The organism is Mycolicibacterium doricum (assembly GCF_010728155.1).
In the GTDB taxonomy this organism is placed as follows: domain Bacteria; phylum Actinomycetota; class Actinomycetes; order Mycobacteriales; family Mycobacteriaceae; genus Mycobacterium; species Mycobacterium doricum.
Genome location: NZ_AP022605.1, coordinates 1,799,122 through 1,816,777 on the forward strand (window position 1 = coordinate 1,799,122; position 17,656 = coordinate 1,816,777).

Annotated in this window: 18 protein-coding genes; 12 read left to right on the forward strand and 6 right to left on the reverse strand. The window is 64.2% G+C overall.

Going from position 1 to position 17,656, the window contains the following annotated elements:
• The first annotated feature begins 8 nt into the window (after positions 1–8).
• From ureB to G6N07_RS08970, 9 genes are all read left to right on the forward strand, one after another.
• Entirely contained in the window at positions 9–659 is a 651-nt protein-coding gene (gene ureB / locus G6N07_RS08935) for an urease subunit beta (RefSeq protein WP_085188826.1), read from the forward strand.
• On the forward strand, positions 656–2,362 hold the full coding sequence (ureC, locus tag G6N07_RS08940) for an urease subunit alpha (protein WP_085188828.1): 1,707 nt from the start codon (positions 656–658) through the stop codon (positions 2,360–2,362). Before ureB ends, ureC begins: the two co-directional genes overlap by 4 nt.
• Complete coding sequence (gene ureG, locus G6N07_RS08945; protein ID WP_085188830.1) at positions 2,359–2,970, forward strand: urease accessory protein UreG; 612 nt, start codon at positions 2,359–2,361, stop codon at positions 2,968–2,970. Before ureC ends, ureG begins: the two co-directional genes overlap by 4 nt.
• Positions 2,967–3,758: an urease accessory protein UreD gene (locus tag G6N07_RS08950; protein WP_163784151.1), complete on the forward strand. Its 792-nt coding sequence runs from the start codon at positions 2,967–2,969 to the stop codon at positions 3,756–3,758. The genes ureG and G6N07_RS08950 overlap by 4 nt, the downstream gene beginning before the upstream one ends.
• A 1,400-nt stretch (positions 3,759–5,158) precedes the next feature.
• Positions 5,159–5,428, forward strand: coding sequence for a type II toxin-antitoxin system Phd/YefM family antitoxin (locus tag G6N07_RS08955; protein WP_085188834.1), 270 nt, complete (start codon positions 5,159–5,161; stop codon positions 5,426–5,428).
• Positions 5,429–5,862: 434 nt separating this feature from the next.
• Complete coding sequence (locus G6N07_RS08960; protein WP_163784153.1) at positions 5,863–6,483, forward strand: O-acetyl-ADP-ribose deacetylase; 621 nt, start codon at positions 5,863–5,865, stop codon at positions 6,481–6,483.
• On the forward strand, positions 6,437–7,588 hold the full coding sequence (locus G6N07_RS08965) for a hypothetical protein (protein WP_163784155.1): 1,152 nt from the start codon (positions 6,437–6,439) through the stop codon (positions 7,586–7,588). Before G6N07_RS08960 ends, G6N07_RS08965 begins: the two co-directional genes overlap by 47 nt.
• A 263-nt stretch (positions 7,589–7,851) precedes the next feature.
• Positions 7,852–8,034, forward strand: a complete 183-nt coding sequence (locus G6N07_RS20955; protein ID WP_244949053.1) for a hypothetical protein — start codon at positions 7,852–7,854, stop codon at positions 8,032–8,034.
• Between the two features lie 14 nt (positions 8,035–8,048).
• Positions 8,049–8,831 (forward strand): hypothetical protein, encoded by a 783-nt coding sequence (locus G6N07_RS08970; RefSeq protein ID WP_244949054.1) that lies wholly within the window; start codon positions 8,049–8,051, stop codon positions 8,829–8,831.
• Positions 8,832–9,447: 616 nt separating this feature from the next.
• Here G6N07_RS08970 and G6N07_RS08975 read toward each other — a convergent pair.
• Together G6N07_RS08975 and G6N07_RS08980 are read right to left on the reverse strand one after the other, a co-directional pair.
• Positions 9,448–9,918 carry a hypothetical protein gene (locus tag G6N07_RS08975; protein ID WP_085192470.1) on the reverse strand — a complete coding sequence of 157 codons (471 nt, stop codon included), beginning with the start codon at positions 9,916–9,918 and terminating at the stop codon, positions 9,448–9,450.
• 112 nt (positions 9,919–10,030) lie between these two features.
• Positions 10,031–10,885 carry a S1C family serine protease gene (locus tag G6N07_RS08980; RefSeq protein ID WP_163784157.1) on the reverse strand — a complete coding sequence of 285 codons (855 nt, stop codon included), beginning with the start codon at positions 10,883–10,885 and terminating at the stop codon, positions 10,031–10,033.
• Between G6N07_RS08980 and G6N07_RS08985 the strand changes: the two genes are divergently transcribed.
• The 3 genes from G6N07_RS08985 to G6N07_RS08995 are packed head-to-tail and all read left to right on the forward strand — an operon-like array spanning position 10,869 to position 13,506.
• Positions 10,869–11,210 carry a hypothetical protein gene (locus G6N07_RS08985; protein ID WP_179959966.1) on the forward strand — a complete coding sequence of 114 codons (342 nt, stop codon included), beginning with the start codon at positions 10,869–10,871 and terminating at the stop codon, positions 11,208–11,210. The two genes, G6N07_RS08980 and G6N07_RS08985, sit on opposite strands and share 17 nt — an antisense overlap.
• Positions 11,210–13,264, forward strand: a complete 2,055-nt coding sequence (locus tag G6N07_RS08990; protein ID WP_085191442.1) for a hypothetical protein — start codon at positions 11,210–11,212, stop codon at positions 13,262–13,264. Before G6N07_RS08985 ends, G6N07_RS08990 begins: the two co-directional genes overlap by 1 nt.
• Positions 13,261–13,506, forward strand: a complete 246-nt coding sequence (locus tag G6N07_RS08995; protein WP_064876108.1) for a hypothetical protein — start codon at positions 13,261–13,263, stop codon at positions 13,504–13,506. Before G6N07_RS08990 ends, G6N07_RS08995 begins: the two co-directional genes overlap by 4 nt.
• Before the next feature lie 93 nt (positions 13,507–13,599).
• Here the strand turns inward: G6N07_RS08995 and G6N07_RS09000 are convergent, their stop codons facing one another.
• From G6N07_RS09000 to eccA, 4 genes are all read right to left on the reverse strand, one after another.
• Entirely contained in the window at positions 13,600–14,658 is a 1,059-nt protein-coding gene (locus G6N07_RS09000; protein WP_082947997.1) for a carbon-nitrogen hydrolase family protein, read from the reverse strand.
• Positions 14,659–14,902: 244 nt separating this feature from the next.
• On the reverse strand, positions 14,903–15,334 hold the full coding sequence (locus tag G6N07_RS09005) for a hypothetical protein (RefSeq protein WP_064876112.1): 432 nt from the start codon (positions 15,332–15,334) through the stop codon (positions 14,903–14,905).
• A 13-nt stretch (positions 15,335–15,347) separates the two neighbouring features.
• Positions 15,348–15,656 (reverse strand): hypothetical protein, encoded by a 309-nt coding sequence (locus G6N07_RS09010; RefSeq protein ID WP_064876114.1) that lies wholly within the window; start codon positions 15,654–15,656, stop codon positions 15,348–15,350.
• 143 nt (positions 15,657–15,799) lie between these two features.
• Positions 15,800–17,638 carry a type VII secretion AAA-ATPase EccA gene (eccA, locus tag G6N07_RS09015; protein WP_064876116.1) on the reverse strand — a complete coding sequence of 613 codons (1,839 nt, stop codon included), beginning with the start codon at positions 17,636–17,638 and terminating at the stop codon, positions 15,800–15,802.
• Positions 17,639–17,656 lie beyond the last annotated feature (18 nt).

The following is a 17,656-nucleotide window of genomic DNA, read 5'->3' on the forward strand; positions in this document are numbered from 1 at the left end:
GGAGCCCCATGAACCTGACACCCACCGAGATGGAGCGCCTCACCGTGTTCAGCGCTGCCGAAATAGCCAGGCGCAACCTGCGCGAGGGCATCCCGTTGAGCCACCCGGAAGCGGTGGCGATGCTTGCCGACGAGGTCATGCTCGCGGCCCGCAAGAACATGGCGTACGACGAGGTCATCGACCGTGCCGCGTCGCTGCTGCGCGCCGATCAGTGTGAACCGGGCGTGCCGGACATGGTGCGCATCGTCGCGGTGGACGCGCCGTTCGCCGACGGCACCAAACTGGTCACGCTGATCGACCCGATAGCTCTTGGTGAGAACGGGTTTCGGCCCGGCGAGGTTATCGTCGGCGATGAGCCCGTCGAACTGTTCCCCGGCGCCGAGCGGATGGCGTTGACCGTCGTCAACCGCGGCGACCGCGACATTCAGGTCCGCAGCCAGTCGCATTTCTTCGAGACTAACCCGGCGCTGGAGTTCGACCGGCGCGCAGCCTGGGGGCACAAACTCGACGTGCCCTCGGGTGCCGGCGTCCGGTTCGAACCTGGCATCCCGGTCGACGTGCAGTTGGTCCCCATGGCCGGTGCGCGGGTCGCACAGGGGTTCTCAAGTTTGGTCAACGGACCACTGGATGCCGACGGCGCACTCGGGGCCGCACTGTGACTTCGATCGACCGTGAGTCCTACGCCCGCATCTTCGGACCCACGACGGGGGACCGAATCCGGCTCGCCGACTCCGATCTCTTCGTCGAGGTGGAACACGATCACACGGTGCCCGGTTACGAGTTGCTCAGTGGTGCAGGCAAGTCGGTACGCGACGGCGAAGGCTACCGGCCGACGACCAAGGTGTCCGACGGTGCCCTCGACTACGTGATCATGAATGCGGTGATCATCGACGCAGTCAGCGGCATCGTCAAGGCCGACATCGGCATCCGCGACGGCCGCATCGTCGGTATCGGCAAGGCGGGAAACCCCGACGTCATGCCAGGAGTCACCGAGGCAATGGTGGTCGGCACCGCCACTACGCCGATTCCGGCCGAGGGCATGATCGTCACCGCGGGCGCCATCGAGACACATGCGCACCTGATCTCGCCGCAGCAGACCGAGCACGCGCTGTCGACTGGCACCACCACGCTCATCGGTGGCTCACTGGGTCCCACCTTCGAGGTCGCCACCGGCGGGCCGCGCAACCTGGGCATGTTCCTCAAGGCAGGCGAGTACACGCCGATGAACTATGTACCGTTCGGGCGCGGCTCGTCCGATCCGGCCGCCGTGTTGGAGATGGTGGCCGCCGGGGCGGGCGCGGTGAAGATCCACGAAGACTTCGGGGCATCACCCGCCATCATCGACAAGACGCTCGTGGCAGCGGATACCGCCGACTTCGCAGTGCACCTGCATACCGATTCGATCAACGAGTTCGGGTTCTCCGAGACCACGATGGCCACCATCGGCGACCGCACGATTCATCTCTACCACGTCGAAGGCGCGGGCGGCGGGCACGCCCCGGACCTGATCCGCTGCGTCGGTTACGACAACGTCATACCCGGCACCACGAACCCCACCAACCCGTACACCCTGGGCGGCCTCGACGAGGGCGTGCCGATGACGATGCTGGCCCACCTGATGAATTGGGAAGCGCCGGAGGACATCGCCTTCGCCGAGGCGCGGATTCGCCCGCAGACCATGGTGGCCGAAGACTTCTTGCACGACATGGGGGCAATCTCCATCTTCGGCAGCGACACCCAGGGCATGGGTCGAGTCGCCGAGAACGTCGCCAATTGCTGGCAGCTCGCCGCGGTGATGAAGGAGCGGATCGGACGGCTGCCGGAGGAGGCCACGGCCGCTGCCGACAACGAACGGGTCAAGCGCTATATCGCCAAACTCACCGTCAATCCGGCTATTTCGGTCGGCGCGGACGCGCACATCGGGTCCGTCGAGGTTGGCAAGGTCGCCGACCTGGTGATTTGGCAGCCTGCGTTCTTCGGCGTCAAACCCAAGACCGTGCTCAAGAACGGCTTCATCGCCTGGGCGGCGCTCGGCGACGCGGCCGGGTCGATCTCCTCATCAGAGCCGGTGATCCAGCGCCCGAACTGGGGCGCGCTGGGTGACGCGGCAGCGGCATCGGGTTTCGTGTTCATGTCCTCGCTCGCGGTCGACGCCGGTGTGCCCGAACAGCTCGGCCTGCGCAAGAACGTGTTGGCGATCAAATCAGTTCGAGGACTGCGCAAGAAACACATGGTCCGCAACCGTGCTCTGCCACATGTCGAGGTCGACCCGCGGACGTTCGACGTCCGGGCCGACGGCGAGTTGCTCACCGCTGAACCACCTGCCACCCTGCCCTTCTCGAGGAAGTTCATGATGCGATGACGTTGAAGGCGGCCCGCATCGGCATCGGGGGCCCGGTCGGCTCCGGCAAGACAGCGCTCGTGGAGGCATTGCTGGCCGGGTTCGCCCGCCGCGGCCGCGTCGTATCGGTCATCACGAACGATCTGGTCACCGCCGAGGACGCAGAACGCGTGCGCCGGTCTGGCCTGATCGACCCGCGGCGGGTTCGCGCCGTCGAAGCTGGCGGCTGCCCGCATACCGTGATCCGCGAGGACCCGTCGCTGAACATCGCCGCAGCCGACGCGTTGGAGGCCGACTTTCCCGACACCGAGATGATCTTGCTGGAATCCGGGGGTGACAACCTCGCCTCGACGTTCTCTCGGGACCTGGTGGACTACTGGCTGTTCGTGATCGACGTCGCCGGCGGCGACGACATTCCACGCAAACGCGGGCCGGGCGTCCTGCGGTGTGACCTACTGGTGGTCAACAAAGTCGACCTGGCGCCGTACGTCGGCGTCGACTTGCCCTTGATGCTCAAGGAAGCCGACGAGGTCCGCAGCGGCCGCCCCGTCGTGGCCATCAGTGCCCGTGGTGGTGACGGAGTGAACGCGGTGATGGACGTGCTCGAGCGGGACGTGCTATTCGGGTGAGCGTCGGCGTCGCCCTGGACCTCGCCTTCGCCGATGTCGGCGGTCGCACGGTGTTGACCCGGCGCCGCTATCGGTGGCCGCTGCTGACCGGCAGGGTGTTCCCCGACCCTGGCCGGCCGGGGGTGGGATCGGTCACCATTCAGAACGCCGCGGGCACGATCATTCCTAGCGACTTCATCGCGCAGCGGATCGAGGTGGTCAACGGCGGATCGGCGGTGGTACGCGGCCAGGGCGCAACCATGGTGACCGGGGTTCCCGGCGGAGACGCGGCCATCGAAGAAACCGACCTAGAGGTCGATGCGACCAGCCGACTGCTCCTCGACGCGGCCCCACGCATCCTCGTACCGCACGCTCACTATCGGCAACGCACCCGAATGTGCGTCATGCCGGGCGGACGAGCTGTTCTCGTCGATGCTGTGGTGTTGCATCCCGAACTCACCGACGACCTGTTCGGCGGTTACCAATCGACTATCGAGATCACCGGGGCGAACGGCACCATGCTGGCACTGGACGCGCAGCATCTGGATGCAATGCCTCGCGTGCGGCGTGCACCAACGTCTTTCGCGACCGTGTACGTGGTCGGTACCGAACTCGACACCGTGATGACGGCATTGACACCCCAGCTGGAGTCGCTGTCTGTTCTGACCGGCGATAGACGTGCATACCTCGGCGTGAGCGACCTGCCCAACGACGCCGGTTGGGCCGTGCGAATCGCGGCGTCCGATGGCGGTGTCCTGCGGAGCACGGTAGGGGCTGTGACGGCTGTCGTAGGCGCACCGTTGGGGTAGGTCTTGGTGATGTCCTGGGGCGCGCCAGGCGTCCTTGGCTGTGCCCCCTCGGTGGTGGCCGAGCACCATTGCGAGCAGGATCACCAGTGCGCGGCCGTCGCCGGTGGCGGGCGGCTGGGCGACCGTCGCCTTCGTGGTTTCGTTGTCGGGCAGACCGAGCAGCTTGGGGGTCAGCTCTGGCCGTGGTAGTCGTTGAATAGCGGCCATAGCGTGTCCGCCGATCAGTTGGCCGCCGCTGAAGAGTGGGCGGCGAGCACCGTGGGAAACTCATCGTTCCATGTGGATCTGCCAGCCGTGGTCCGCGTAACCGCGCCGGCGAGCGACCGGGCGGCCATCCAGACGTCAGGACCGTCGAGCTTCCGCTCCGCTCGATGATCGACCAGCGGCGGCATTGGGCCCGGTGATTAGCGAGTACAGCTGATTCTGGGCTGCAGCACTTCGGGTTTCGATACTGCGGCCGTTACGTAGCGCTGCGATGTCGTCATCGACTTGTGGCCGAGATGCTTCATGAAGTATAGACGCTGACATTGGAGGTGGCGAGCTCGTGGCATAGGTGTGACGCAGTCTGTTCGGCAAGTATCGGATTCCTGCGCGACAGCAGAGAGCAGCGCCTCCAGGGTCCGGGGGAGCGCCTTCGGCAGCGGCTTCTTCAACTTCGGGCGCCCAACGAGCTGCATAGGGTGGCCGCCAACAGTTCATTTGTGTAGAGAAACGTGCACAACACATTCCATGTGGGCCAGCAACGCCGGATCGACGCAGCTTCGTGATCGGCGGCAAATGCCGCGAATGCTGCACGCATCGAACGCGGGTTATGTCAGCTAGACTGAGCTGGGTTGGTTCACCGTCTACGAGCAGTTTGGCGATGGCGATAAAGTCTCGCCGATAGGCCTTCACCGTGTGCGCCGAGGGTTTACTGGCCTGCCGGTGGTCCGAGAACTGCTGGAACCATTCGGGGATCTCATCGACAGCCGGTGGCGCGCGGAGGTAGCTTCAACGGCGCCTTCTGCGAAGGAGTAGCCAGGATCTGTCTGCTGCGGTACGACACCAGCCTCGCAGAGAAGAGATGGAAACCAACGTTATCCACATCATTGCTATCTGCACGGCTGTGGGCTGGACGAACGGGAGACGCTGCACCACGGCGGTAACGTCACAGTGACGAATTGGGCTCGGGGCGCAGGGTTTCGAGGCCGGCGGCGCGCGATGCAGCCGGCAACCTGGTCCACCTGCTCAGCGGACTGTGCCAGGCCACCGGCACCGTGCTCGCCCAACTCGCCTTCGGCGCCAAAGAAGTCAGGCCATGATTCATCTGATGCAATATGCAGTGGATCACCGTACTTAACAGAGCGTATCGGCTAAATAACGGGCTATTATACGGCTATAGTTGCGGCTAGTATATCGGCATGAAGCAAGTTCCACTGTCGGAAGCCAAGGACAAGCTGTCGGCGCTGGTCGACGAGGCCGACACCACGCACGAAATCATTCAGATCACCCGCCACGGCCGGGTGGCCGCGGTCATCATGTCCGCTGACGACCTCGAGTCGCTCCACGAAACTTTGTACGCGCTGCGGACTCCGGGCCTGGCCGAGGAACTGACCCAGGCCGATGCTGACTATGCCGCGGGTAACACGGTCAGCGGCGAGGAGATTCGGCGTCGTTACGGGCTACGGTGAGCGACCCGGATGCTTCGTGGTCGGTTCGGCTCTCGCCGGCAGCCGACTGGGCGCTGCAACGCCTACCACACAAAGTCGCTGCGGCGATCGCCGAGTTCATCACCGTTGCGCTACCCGCAGATCCCTACAGGGTCTCCAAACCCCTGAAGTTTCAATTCGAAGGCTGGCGGGTCGCGCGGCGTGGTGATTACCGGGTGACATTCCGGCTCCTCTTGTCATTTTGCAGTTGACCCCTCGCCGACGGCATCTGCTGAAGTGCACAGCAGAGATAAAGCGCAAACCGCTCAGCGCCAATTTTGCAGCTAACCGCGACCAGGGGTGACCGAAGATCCCGAAGGGATGCCGGGCTGGTCACGGACGGGTACGGGGCCAGTCAGTCGCCGCCGTAGCCGTCCACCACATTGACGTCGGTGCCCAGATGCATACTGTTCTGCGTGCCGACAATCACCGCGGTTTGTGGCGACATCACCGCGCAGGAGGTCGATGCCGTGGTTAATCCCGCGAACTCTGCTATGCGCGGCGGTGGCGGCGCGGATGGCGCGATTCATCGCGCGGGAGGCCCCGCCATCCTGCGCGACTGCGTCGAGCGGTTCCCGAACGGACTGGCTACAGGTGACGCCGGCTGGACGACAGCAGGCGACCTGCCTGCCCGGTGGGTTATTCACACGGTCGGCCCGAACTACAACACTGGGCAAACAGACCGTTCGCTGCTGGAGTCCTGCTACCGCCGGGCCTTGGAGGTCGCAGACGAACTCGGTGTTCGAACTATCGCCTTTCCGCTCATCAGTACAGGCGCCTTCGGCTGGCCGCGGCGGGACGCCATCGCGGCAGCGGTTGAAACCATTGCCACCGTCAATACTCGTGTCGAGGATGTGCGACTGGTGGCATTCGACCGAGGTGCACGAGCAAGTACTGATGCAGTTGGCTTCGAAGACCCCGATCCGCATCTTGCAAGGGGTTCGAGTCCTGCATCAGCGGGGCTACCACCGGCTGCGCATTATGCCGGGAATGAGTTCCTCGGGGATGTACTGGCGCGTCGCTATCACCGCCGCTGACAATCTGATGGACCATGTGAGCTTCCCGCACGTCATCGACCTCGACACCGCACTGCAGTATTCGACGGGCGGACTTACCGAATTCGCCGGGAGTGAGGTGACCGTGACAACCAGACCCGAATCGGTCGCCGACCTGATCCTGAACGCATTTCCTAGGACCGTTCCGACCGAGGACGATCCCGCCTACGTTTCCTGGTTCGCCGAACTCATGCGTCTTGTCGAGCAATTCCAGTTGCCACCCATCGCGTACGCCGACTACTTCGACGCCAGCGCGGGATGGGAGATCGGCTGGGACAGCGGCATCAGGCATGCCCGCCCACCCGAGCCAGCGACCATTGCCCCAAGGAGATCCGCTCCAATGCCATCACTGCCATCGACCTCAATACCGGCCGACCCGGCAAACGCCCTGCATCGACTCGAGACGATTCTCCAGAAGGCGACGGGGCTTTCCCCGAAAGCCAGCGCGGTGGAAGGAACGCTTATCCCGCGGGGAGACCCGCTGTTGCCCGGCGTCACAATCAAATTCGCCGCCGATCACGTCCGCGGTGCCGACCGCGCAGCTCTTTTCTTTGACGACAAGTACGTTCATTTGGGTGTCTGGCCGGCGGAACTCCAGCCGCAATACACATATATCTATTCCGATCCGGCCAGAGCCGACGCCCTCCTCGAACTGAACAAGAACGACGGTTTCACTGTCGAGCCCAACTTTCAACTTGCGCATCGCTTTGCCCAACCTCTTCAACGCTGGTTTCCGACCAGACTGCTGTCCGCAGAGGACTACTTGCAGCAGTGGGTCGACGATTTCCACGACGGGCGCGCTGGCGGTCGAACCCGCGATGAGATAGCCGGTCCACGCTTCTTCCAGTGGCTGGTGGAGCGCCGGTACGCCCCCGCCATCGAAGAGGAAAGCCTTCACCAGTGGCTGGACAGTAAGAAAGCCGGCATTCAGGTCCACGTGCGCCCAGGCATCCAGATCCTCAGAACCTGGTCGTATGGAGAAGCTTTCGCGATCGAGGGTCAGAACGAGTTTGTTGCGCAGGTGCGGGACGCGACTAATCAGATACTGATCGCGCTCGGGCAGACGCAGTTAGGTTCCATGAGTTGAGCCACGCCCGTTAACGGCGGGTGGTGCAGGACACGCTTTCCATGCAGCGCAGCCGAATTGCGTCTCCGAACTCGCACCGCGAGTGTGCAATCCGACCGAATCTGAAAAGATTCGACACCGGTGGCCTTGCGCACCGTCCGATACCTGGGTGAATGTCGAGGTGGTGCAAGGTGGAGGTATCGGGGGTCCAGGCCTGTGGCGCGACCCCAAGGTGTCAGTGCCTGGTGCTATCCATAGTGCAGTACGCCTAGATGGAGGTAGTCATGACGCAGAGCGCGCCGGTAAAGATCGTCAGCGACAAGCTGGTGCTGGGTCCAGTGACGGTGAGTTTTCAGAGGACGCTGCGTATCCCCGAGACGGGGTTGCATCCGCTGCCGCCGGGTCTGGGCCGGTTTCCGTTGCGGCGGGTCGCGGACTACCCAATACCGCACCAGCCGAATGGCTAGTTCGTGGCGGGTTGATGCTGCCGGTCTACCAGCGCGAGGCGATGTGGCTGTCGTTCAGCGCTTCCGAGCCCGCAGCGCTGCAGATTGGCGTGGGCAAGGTGTGCGCGGTTAGCGGCTTGCCGTGGATCGATCACCTCGTCGGTGACCCGCAGAACTACGTGGCGTTGCCCCAGCAGCCCTGGCTGGACGGCATCAACTCGGGGGATGGGTTCATCCGCCAGTTCGTTGCCGTGCCGCTCGGTTCGGGCGCCACAGTCGAAGGACAGGTGACGGGGGAGGAGACCCACGGTGGCGTGCAACTCCGTGCTGTCGCTCTGACCGAGCAGGCGCTGGCGGCGTGGTACGCCACACAGGCGCTGCAAGTGATGTGCTGCGAGGACCTTGCGGATGGCGGACCGCTGCCGGCGCCCTCGGGGAGCAGTATGGGATTGGGGGCTGGCGGCCGGATGCGTCAAGAGGTGTACGCCGACGATCGCCCGCTGGCCGACTACGACGAGGATGGCGCCCGGCGGGTCTTCGTCCACCTGTGCTCGGCCGCGCAGTGGACCGCGATCACCGGAGAGGTGCCGCCGTCGACCTCGGTCGACCGGGACGCCTACGTAGAAGCCGGGTTGCCTTGGTTCGACTACTACGACGCCGACGCGCAGGACCTCGCACCGTCCAAGATCTTGTCGAACGTCAAGAGCGTCGGCAAAAAGCTCGGCACCAAGGAGGATCCGTTTGTTCCCATCGATCCGAAGACAGTGGTCACCATCGGTGGGGTGAGCCCCGACGTAGTCGCTGACGGGGAGTGGTAGCTCGTTCGGTCTGGTCAGCCGAAACTCGATCCTCCGGCAGTACCAGGGCGTTCGAATTCCCGGTGCTTAAGGGTTCCGCGAACTGGGCCGGGACCTGATCAAAGTCGAGCTTGTAGGCCCCAGAGCGGACGGCAAGAGTATTTGCGCCTACGCCACGATGGACTGCATGCGCTCCTGCGCCAAAGGGCACCTAGACTGCGGAACTGCTCAATTGGGATGGCAGGCACTGCGTGCCGTGAAATCCCATCGACTGCCTGCTCCGGATCAGATGGCATGTATCCGGCAGCATGACCTCGCGCCGCGCCCTTTTACTTGTTGCCGGACCCTAGCCCGCCTTGCACGACCCGAATCGGATTGCGCTTCGCGTCATACTCCTTTTCAGTGCGTCGATCCGCCTTTCTCTTTTCGCGAAGGTTTTTGCGAGCTTCCGGACTGCGGAGCAATCGCTGGCAGCGCCGGCATGTTTCGACCTTGTGCGCCGGGTTCTTGAGATTGCAGAGGCGTGGCGTGCTTTCCGAGTAACTCACTTATCGAGTGGCTCCGACGTCTGATGCCGGATAGCCCGCGCCCCGTTGGAGACACGGGAGGTGAGCTGGGGTAACACCGAGTCTGGTGCTTATGGGCACTCTCCTGCATGCACCAAAAAGCAGTAAGGACAAACCTTTTCCGGCTTCTCTGGCTTCGAGGGATCGTTCGCGCCGAGATGGACATGACCGAGAGGCGTCAGCAGAATCTTGGGGTCTAGCTCCCGCAGCTTCGCCAGCTTGGTTTTGATGTGTTGTGTCAGTTCAGGTGAACGCCGGTAGTTCAGCAGCTCGCGATAAAGTCCAGCTTGCCCCTCGGCATCAGACGGAGCCGGCACAAGTTTGTCGTCCATGGACAAGCGAACCAACCTGCGAACATTGGCAATGCTGTCGGCACTGATCGGTTCCCCTGCTTCGGCGGCCTCTTTCGCCATTTCGGCGTCGGTAAGCCCGCGCAGCATGCCGAGCAGCACCTTGGCATAGCGGGTGCGGGGGTGGTCGATCAGGATCTGTTGGATCTCTGCGCGAATTGAATCATGAGGGCATTCGCCAGTGGGGACCATGAGCAACTGTTACATACCTCCGACATGCTTGAAGTGGGATGGAACGTTCGATGGTGCATGCATTGCCGGATCGGGGTGGCACTTCGAAGAGGTCGATGATCTTTGTCTTCGATCAGCCGAAAGTTCGCACGCTGCGTGGCCGACACTCGATCGAGACTTCGTGGTCACCACGCAGGACCACGACCGTGACTTTTCTGTTGGCGACGTCTCGCCGCAATGCGCGCAGTAAATCGTTCTGGGAGTGGATGTCGCGATCGCCGACAGCGACTATGGCATCACCGGGTTCGAAGGTGCCTGCTGAATTATCGCGAACAGCGGTCACCACGAGAGCATGGCCACCGGGTGCGCGGTCGACGACCCGACGTGCGACGCTCACTCCGAGCGACGCGCGTTCGACCGCTCCGTAGGTGATGAGTTCGTGGACGACCTCGGCGACGGTGTCGGCGGGAACGGCGAAGCCGATGCCGTCAGCCTCGGGGACTATTGCCGTGTTCACGCCGATAACTTGACCGTCAACGTTCACCAACGGTCCGCCGGAGTTCCCCGGGTTGATCGCCGCATCCGTCTGGATGACGTCAAAGATCGCTTGCTTGTCGCCGGTGGGAAGGCTCCGCTTCAGGCCGCTCACAATGCCAATGCTGATGCTCTCTGGGAACTCGCCGAGTGGGCTGCCGAATGCGAAGCAGAGTTCGCCAAGTCGAGCTCCCTCAGGCGAAATCGTCAGTGGCTGAGCAGATTGCGGGTCTACGCGAAGGACCGCCAGATCGGTCAGTGGGTCGCGCCCGACGACCCGCGCCTCGGTCTGCTGCGCGCCGGGAAGCTGAACGTACATGGGGTCGACCAGGTCTTGCACTACGTGATTGTTCGTGACGAGGTGTTCGACGTCGTAGAGGAAGGCCGACCCGCCGCCTTCCTCGAAATCGTGAGTCTGACCCTTGGACCTCGCGCTGATGGGTGACGAGTTCATCACCCAACAGCTGATCGTCCCATTCGAGAAAGAGGCTATTGCCCGTGCGGTGGCCGACAGCGTCGGACTGCCGCTCGACGAGTATCCGGAGTTCAAGGATTTCTTTCTGGCCAAACCCCCGCCTGACCAGATGCGAGACCCCACGGCGTTCGACGAAGACTTCGACGACGACGGGGCCGCAGTGCGCCATGACCGTGGTGAGCTGGAGGGGCGTGCCTTCATGGTCGATGAGTTCCGCCGGCTCGGCGCCATCCGCATCGCCCGCGAGTCCGATGAGCGCCTTCACAGGGCGTACGACACCACCCCCGATCAGGACGCAGCGTGATGAGCACCGCCACGCTCGCCATGCGCCCCGCCCCTACCCACGCATTCGCCGAGCGGGTGGGATACGAGCTTGCCGTCCACCCTCGGCTGCGGCAGGTGTTGACCTTCTGGCTGACCACCCACCTGCTCGCGCTGTGGGCGTTGATTGCGGCGCCACGTGCCACCGCGGCCACCATGTCGGCGGCGCTGAACTGGACGGGCATCACCGACAGCTACGGAGTGCCCGTGGGCGCCTACTACCTGTCCACCGTCGAAACCATGGAAGCCTTGACCAAGGGCGGCCCGGACGTCAGCGTCATCGACCCCGGTTCGTGGGTGCGCTGGGGAGCGCACGCCATCACCTCAGGGCTGACGCATGAAACCGTCGCCAGCTGGATGCAGGCCCAGGCCTCGGTGTACATCTTCATGATCGCCGCGGTGCTGTGGCTGTTGAAGTTCGCGATGTCGAGCACCTGGTTGTACTGGCTGGCGATCTGGTTCGCACCGATCCTCGAAGCTCTGCGGCAGTTGCTCGTCGATCTCCGGTTCTTCGAAATCTGTTTAGCGCTGGGCATCGCCGTCGGTGCCTTCCACATCCTGTGGCACGGACGGCGAGGCCACGGCGCAGCAATCATACTGAGTGCCTTCGCAATTGGCATGTTGGGTCTGTGGCTGACCAGAGATCCACTCGGCGAGTTGACCGGCGACGATGGCCTGCTCAACCAGGCTAGGACGCTCGGATTCGGTGTCGCCCAAGCAGCTGCAAACAACGGCCCGATCGCCAGCGGGGGCGCCACCGCCCAGCTCGGCCACCTGACCAATGTCCTGGCCGATGCACTGCTTCGTGCGCCCCTGCAAATCTGGAACTTCGGCATGACGGTCGACTCCATCGGCAGCTGCGGCCAGGACTGGTCGGCAGCGATCATGAGCGGTGTCCGCGACGCACCCGCTCACGCCATGGAGGGCTGCGGAGCACCCCAGGCGCTGCAGTATGCACAGAGCATAGATGGCAGTATTTTCGCCCTCGGCGCCGGATTCGGTGTGCTGGGACTGTTTTTCGCCATCTTCGTCCTGTACGTCACCTACAGCTACATCATGGTGTGCGGTGCGGCGCTGATGAACGCGATCATGGCGATCTTCGCGGCCGGCCCGGCAATGATCCACGGCGCACCCCGCCGACGCGCCCGCCGCCGGCTCGAACAGTTCTTCCGCCACGCCTTCTTGGTGTTCGTCTACGTGCTCTACACCTGCGTGGCCGCCCTGCTCATCCTCAAGACCGTCACGCCAGGAGGACTCGCATCCCAGGTCGGAATGACCAGCCCAGTCGCCATGCTCGTTCTGGTCGCGCTGTGGTCGGCGGTGGCCACCGGAGTGTTTTGGTGGCTGAAAAGGGAACTGCTGCACGACACCACCCGGCAAGACCTCGTTCACACCGTCCAGCAGGCGGTGCACTTCGGCAGTTCCGGCTACAAGCGCGGCCAGGACGCCGTCACCCAGGGTCGCGACCTCGGAGGTCGGGCGCGGGAACGGTTCTCCGGTTCCTCCGTCACCGACGACGAAGCGGGTCAGAGATCGACCCACGCGCCGGTGTCGGGCCGACCTGCCGCCGGTCGACCAGCTCGACGACCCACCAGTCAGAACATGCGCCCGCCTAACGCTCCAACGCAGGCGACTCGCCCACCGGGTCTAGGGGCGACCACCGCAACCCGAGGCGCAGCATCAGCCGGAGGGGCTGCGGGCAGCTCAGCCGGTGTTGCCGGGGCGGCAGAGGCCGGAGCGACCGTGCTAGCTCCCGAAGTGGCCATCCCGGCGGCTGTCGCGATGGGCGCAGCCTCCAAGGTGCGCGGGCGAAGCGCGAAATCCGGGAAAGACCAGCGGTTCCCGAACTTCGGTTCCCCCGACGGCCAGCGCCCCAACGGCACTACCCAGCAGCAGGTGCCGGCCGGGCGGCGGTCGGGCACCACCCAGCTTCCGGCAGCGCCCGTCTCGTCTAATCCCCGTCCGCAGCGCCAACCCGCCAGCCGTCCCAGCCCCGATGATGCTCCCCCGCCCGTGTCAGGAAGGAACCGCTCATGACCGGCACTGTCGTCCATGCCGCCGCGATGTCGACAAGCCAAGCCCTGGCCATGGCTCGCGCAGACATCCACAGCGCCGTCAACTCCGACACCAGCCACCGCCGCACCCAATACGCGCTCTCAGCGCGAGACAGCGCCGCCACCGTCCTGCTGGAGCCGGGCAGCACCGCTATCGAGCGCAGCTACGCCGAGTACTACTTCGTCGAAGCGGACACCATCCTTGCCAGCAATGACCGGTGTTGACGCTTTCTGAGAGCCGCCCCCCGGGTCGCGGAAAGGAACCCACGGCGGGGATGGCTGGAGGGTGGTCAAGGTGGACGTCGTCGAACCCGACGCTTAGTCAGAACGTGTCCCGGGCTGCAAGGGGGTCATCCTCGATGAGATTGGAACCGGCCAAAGCGAGTCACCGCGCGCTTTGCGTCGCCACGGGCGAGCGAAGTTCTGTTCGTCGCCGTTGATCTCGGCCAACGCTATCGCTGGCTGATCTCCGGTGCAGCGAGCTAGCCAGTAACCGTCGCGGCCGGCGACGCCAGCAGCGTCCCTCTCCTCGGTCGAGCATGTGGTGGCGTAGCTGACCCAGAAGCTGCTGGTGCTGGCGTGGCCTTGGACCTGCACGGAAAATGATGCATTTGGGCCATGACTGGAAAACAGTACGCAATCCACGTCGGTCTTCTCGTAGGCCATGAAGACTTCCGGATAGACCGACTCCATGCCCAGTGCGCACCCGAATCGAACGCCATTGATATCGAAGGTCACCGGACCGGAGCCAGGGGTGTACATATAGCTGGCCTTTGTGAACGACAGCATCCGCTCGTCGTACCGGGTGACGATCTGCCCATGGCGATCGATCACGTAGAGGCTGTTGTGCGGCCTGCGAGGTGCCGAGAGTTGGTGGACTGCACCAACGACCGTCCACAACCCCAAGTTGGCGGCATGTTTTACGATCAGCTCAAGCTCACGTCGTTGAGCAACCCAGTCGAAACGCGACCAATCAGCATCGGTGAGCCGGTCCGGGTCGCTGGACATGATTCGCTTACCCGGAGCGCAAAGGGTGCCTTCGCCGAAATGAATCAACACCGCTCCCTGCTCATGGGCCTCATCCATCAGGGACCTGATAACTCGACCGGATTCGCGTAACGCGGTTCGATCACGGGGGTCGGACGTAGAATTGGCTTGCGCCACCGCGATTCGAATCGGCTGGGGCGTGGGAATCCGTTCCGCGGCCAGCGCGTCAAGAAAGTTCGGATCGATGCGCCCGAGGTGGTCGGGGCCGGGTCCTGACGTCGGCGCCGATGCGGACTCGTTGCGCATGTGTTGCAGTGCAGCGGTGTAGGATTCGCCGGTTTTGCTGGCGCGTGCGCGAACCCGCTTCTTGAAACCCTTGTTGAGAGTCATTAGTCAGTCCTCGTCAATTGCCCCGGCGCATCGAGCCCCCAGCGACCATCGATGCCCGGGAAGGACGGGACTTTTACCAACGATCCGAGACAGTTGCCCCCTTGCCTCTCGTCGTGACCGCGCATGGGAACGGCCATCAGAGGTTCAGCGTGGACCACGCTGACTCGAAGATAACCCACCACATGCCCTACGGCCAGCAGACCACACGCCCGCCACCACACTCTGCTGTGACACTGCAAGTGGGTCAAACCCGACGGCGTCGCTGCTCATCGCGTTCCACCCGCACGTGCATCACCCAGTTCACCCACCACACGGGGCCGGGCTCCCGACGCAACGCCTTCATCTGCGGGTGCGTCAGGCCATCGGGTTGGCCGCCCAGCTGACCTGTAATCAACACCTGGCCACGCAGCAGCGGCACTGTTCGGGGCGAGAACTCCGACACCGCCAGCAGGTTGAGCGTGGCCATCCGATTCACCGCCAGGCAGTCGGCCGCCGTGTCGAACCAGAAGACCAGCCCGTCAGCGGTGGTGACCGACTCGGCCGCACGTCCCACGTGCGCCTCGACGACACCTCGGGTCACGCGCACGAGGCGCATCGTCTCGTCGGCCGACATGAGAAGGCCCACCGGCACCTGAGCCTCCAGGAGGGCGATGTCCTCGGGACTGAGGTCGCTCACAACGTCACTTCCCTCACCGTGTCGACCGCCGCACGGTGTAGGCGGTCCAGTCGGTGAACTCGCGCATGATGACCGCGTCGCGGCCGGTGCGGGTGCAGAGCACCTGCAACACGTCGTTGACAACGACTGCCGCCACATCAGCATCGGCCGGCAGGTAGCGAGTAGCGGAGACGATGACAACGCTGTGGTCGTGCAGCTCGACCTCGACGCTGCCCGCGCCGGCGATCTGGCACTCGCGGTAGTAATCCGCGCTCATGGGCATCAGGCGGCTCGGCGCGATGTCGAAGACGAAGATGCTCGGGTCGGTAGTGATCGTATCCATGGCTGGGGTCCTTCTCATCCGGTCCGCGCGGGTGTCGTGCGGATGAGCTTCACCGTAGGAAACGACCGTGCAGCGAATCGGCCGGACCGCTTTTGACCTGCGATGATTCCCTGACAGGAGCCTGCGCGTGTGGCCGCGCCCGACTACAGGATCTGGTCGTCTTGGGCATCGGACACTGCGGCCGCGACGCCTTCGGCGATGTCTTCGGCGATGAGCTGTTGGAAAGGCAGCAGCTGTGCCTCGGTCAGCAGTTCGTCTTGGGCCAGGAGGGAGTCCAGGTCCTCGTTGTCGACGCGGTTGTTGCGGTGATCGCGTGCCTTTTCCACGATGTTGCGGACGAAGCCTGCGTTACCCAGCCAGTCCGTCCCGCGGATCACGTCGCCGTCGGGTGACTTGTTCTCTTGCAGGTAATACCGTTCGTACACCGGGCGAAGTGTGGCTTCGACGTCGTCGGCGAGGACGTCTTTGTACTCAGCGGCCATCAGCTGCGTGAGCTGCCACAGTTCTTCGGGATTGTATGACTCGAAGCGGATCACCGTGGGGAACCGTCGGCGTAAGCCCTGGTTGGCGGTGAGCATGCGGTCCATCGCGTTGGGGTAGCCGGCGCCGAAGACGACGAACTGGGCGCGGTCGTTCTCCAGGTACGGCAGCAGCGTCTCCAGGATCGCTGTGCCGTAGGCGTCTCCGCCGGAGTAGCCGGTCTCGTAGAGGTTGTGCATCTCGTCGATGAACAGCGCACCGCCCATCGCGCCCTCCACCACGGCTTCGGTGTTCTTTTCTGCGTCGCCCATGTGCCGGCCGAGAAGCTTCGAGCGTCGAGTTTCGACCACCGTGGGGCGGCGCAGGACACCGAGTCCGCAGAGCTGCTTGGTGAGTGAGCGGGCGACCGTCGTCTTGCCGGTGCCGGGCGGGCCCAGAAGTAGGGTGTGCCGCGAGCTGACTGGTACGGGAAGGCCCGCCTTGCTGCGTAGCTGATTGACCTTTGTGGTGGACCGGATGCGCTTGACCTCACGTTTGGCCGCGTCCATGCCGAGCATGGCGTTCAGCTCCGCGTCCCCTTCGGCGAGCAGAACACTTGCTTCGGCCGAATGCTTGGCCGCCTCAGCAGCTTCCGGTGACGGAGCGCTGTCGGGATCCCACGGATTTGTGCGGGACTCGATCGCCTCCGGGCTGGTCAGCACCAGGCGCATGGTCGGGTCGTCGAGCGCCTGGCGGGCCAGGGCGAACTGAGAATCCCTTGAATACACCCGCCGCAGCAGCTGATTGGCGTCGTCAGCCTTGTCGAGGTGCCGCAGGCACATCGCCTGGGTGTAGAGCGCCACGGTCGCGGCACCGGGGGCCAGGTCGCTGTTAACGGCCTCTTGCGCACGCCGGTAGGCGTCCTCGAACACTCCAAGCGAGGCGAGGGCCGTTGCGGCCATGGCCGAGGCCGCCGCACCGTAAATGGGCATCCGCCACACCCGGTCAGGGGAAAACGCCGCCAGCACGTCGGGCCACCGCTTGGCTTGGAAGTGCAGCAACCCATGGGCATAGGCGTGTGCGTCGGCGTCGAACGGATCCTTGGGAGTCTCTTCGGAGAGCAGCGCATTGGCCTGGGCGAAACGGTTCTCCCGTATCAGCGCCACGGCGAGCGCGGAGCGCAGCGCGTCGCGGGAGGTGATCTCCAGGCGCAGGAAGAGCCCATCCGAGACCATCGGCCGAAATGATGTTCCGCGCAGATTGAGGCGGTGAATCTCCCAGCCGTAGGACTCGCGGGCCTCCCACGCCGCTGCCACGACGTCGACACTGTCGTCGCCGGCCACGATGCGGGCAAGCCAGGCATCGCAGATTCCCGGGTCGAGCACAGTGGCCTTCTTGAACATCTCAGCGGCCACCGCCGGGTTACTGCCGGCCATGACGCCATCGACGCTGATGCCCGACGCCAGCAAGCCCTTGGCCATCGCATTACGTGCCGCGTCGGTGGCAGCCTGTGTGCTCGTCATCGCCGGAGGATCCCTTCT

Bases quoted from the DNA above. Each gene is read 5' to 3' on its own strand.
- ureB (WP_085188826.1), top strand. From the start codon at position 9: ATGAACCTGACACCCACCGAGATGGAGCGCCTCACCGTGTTCAGCGCT.
- ureG (WP_085188830.1), top strand. From the start codon at position 2,359: ATGACGTTGAAGGCGGCCCGCATCGGCATCGGGGGCCCGGTCGGCTCC.
- G6N07_RS08955 (WP_085188834.1), top strand. From the start codon at position 5,159: ATGAAGCAAGTTCCACTGTCGGAAGCCAAGGACAAGCTGTCGGCGCTG.
- G6N07_RS08965 (WP_163784155.1), top strand. From the start codon at position 6,437: ATGAGTTCCTCGGGGATGTACTGGCGCGTCGCTATCACCGCCGCTGAC.
- G6N07_RS20955 (WP_244949053.1), top strand. From the start codon at position 7,852: ATGACGCAGAGCGCGCCGGTAAAGATCGTCAGCGACAAGCTGGTGCTG.
- G6N07_RS08970 (WP_244949054.1), top strand. From the start codon at position 8,049: ATGCTGCCGGTCTACCAGCGCGAGGCGATGTGGCTGTCGTTCAGCGCT.
- G6N07_RS08975 (WP_085192470.1), bottom strand. From the start codon at position 9,918: ATGGTCCCCACTGGCGAATGCCCTCATGATTCAATTCGCGCAGAGATC.
- G6N07_RS08985 (WP_179959966.1), top strand. From the start codon at position 10,869: ATGGGTGACGAGTTCATCACCCAACAGCTGATCGTCCCATTCGAGAAA.
- G6N07_RS08980 (WP_163784157.1), bottom strand. From the start codon at position 10,885: ATGAACTCGTCACCCATCAGCGCGAGGTCCAAGGGTCAGACTCACGAT.
- G6N07_RS08990 (WP_085191442.1), top strand. From the start codon at position 11,210: ATGAGCACCGCCACGCTCGCCATGCGCCCCGCCCCTACCCACGCATTC.
- G6N07_RS08995 (WP_064876108.1), top strand. From the start codon at position 13,261: ATGACCGGCACTGTCGTCCATGCCGCCGCGATGTCGACAAGCCAAGCC.
- G6N07_RS09000 (WP_082947997.1), bottom strand. From the start codon at position 14,658: ATGACTCTCAACAAGGGTTTCAAGAAGCGGGTTCGCGCACGCGCCAGC.
- G6N07_RS09010 (WP_064876114.1), bottom strand. From the start codon at position 15,656: ATGGATACGATCACTACCGACCCGAGCATCTTCGTCTTCGACATCGCG.
- eccA (WP_064876116.1), bottom strand. From the start codon at position 17,638: ATGACGAGCACACAGGCTGCCACCGACGCGGCACGTAATGCGATGGCC.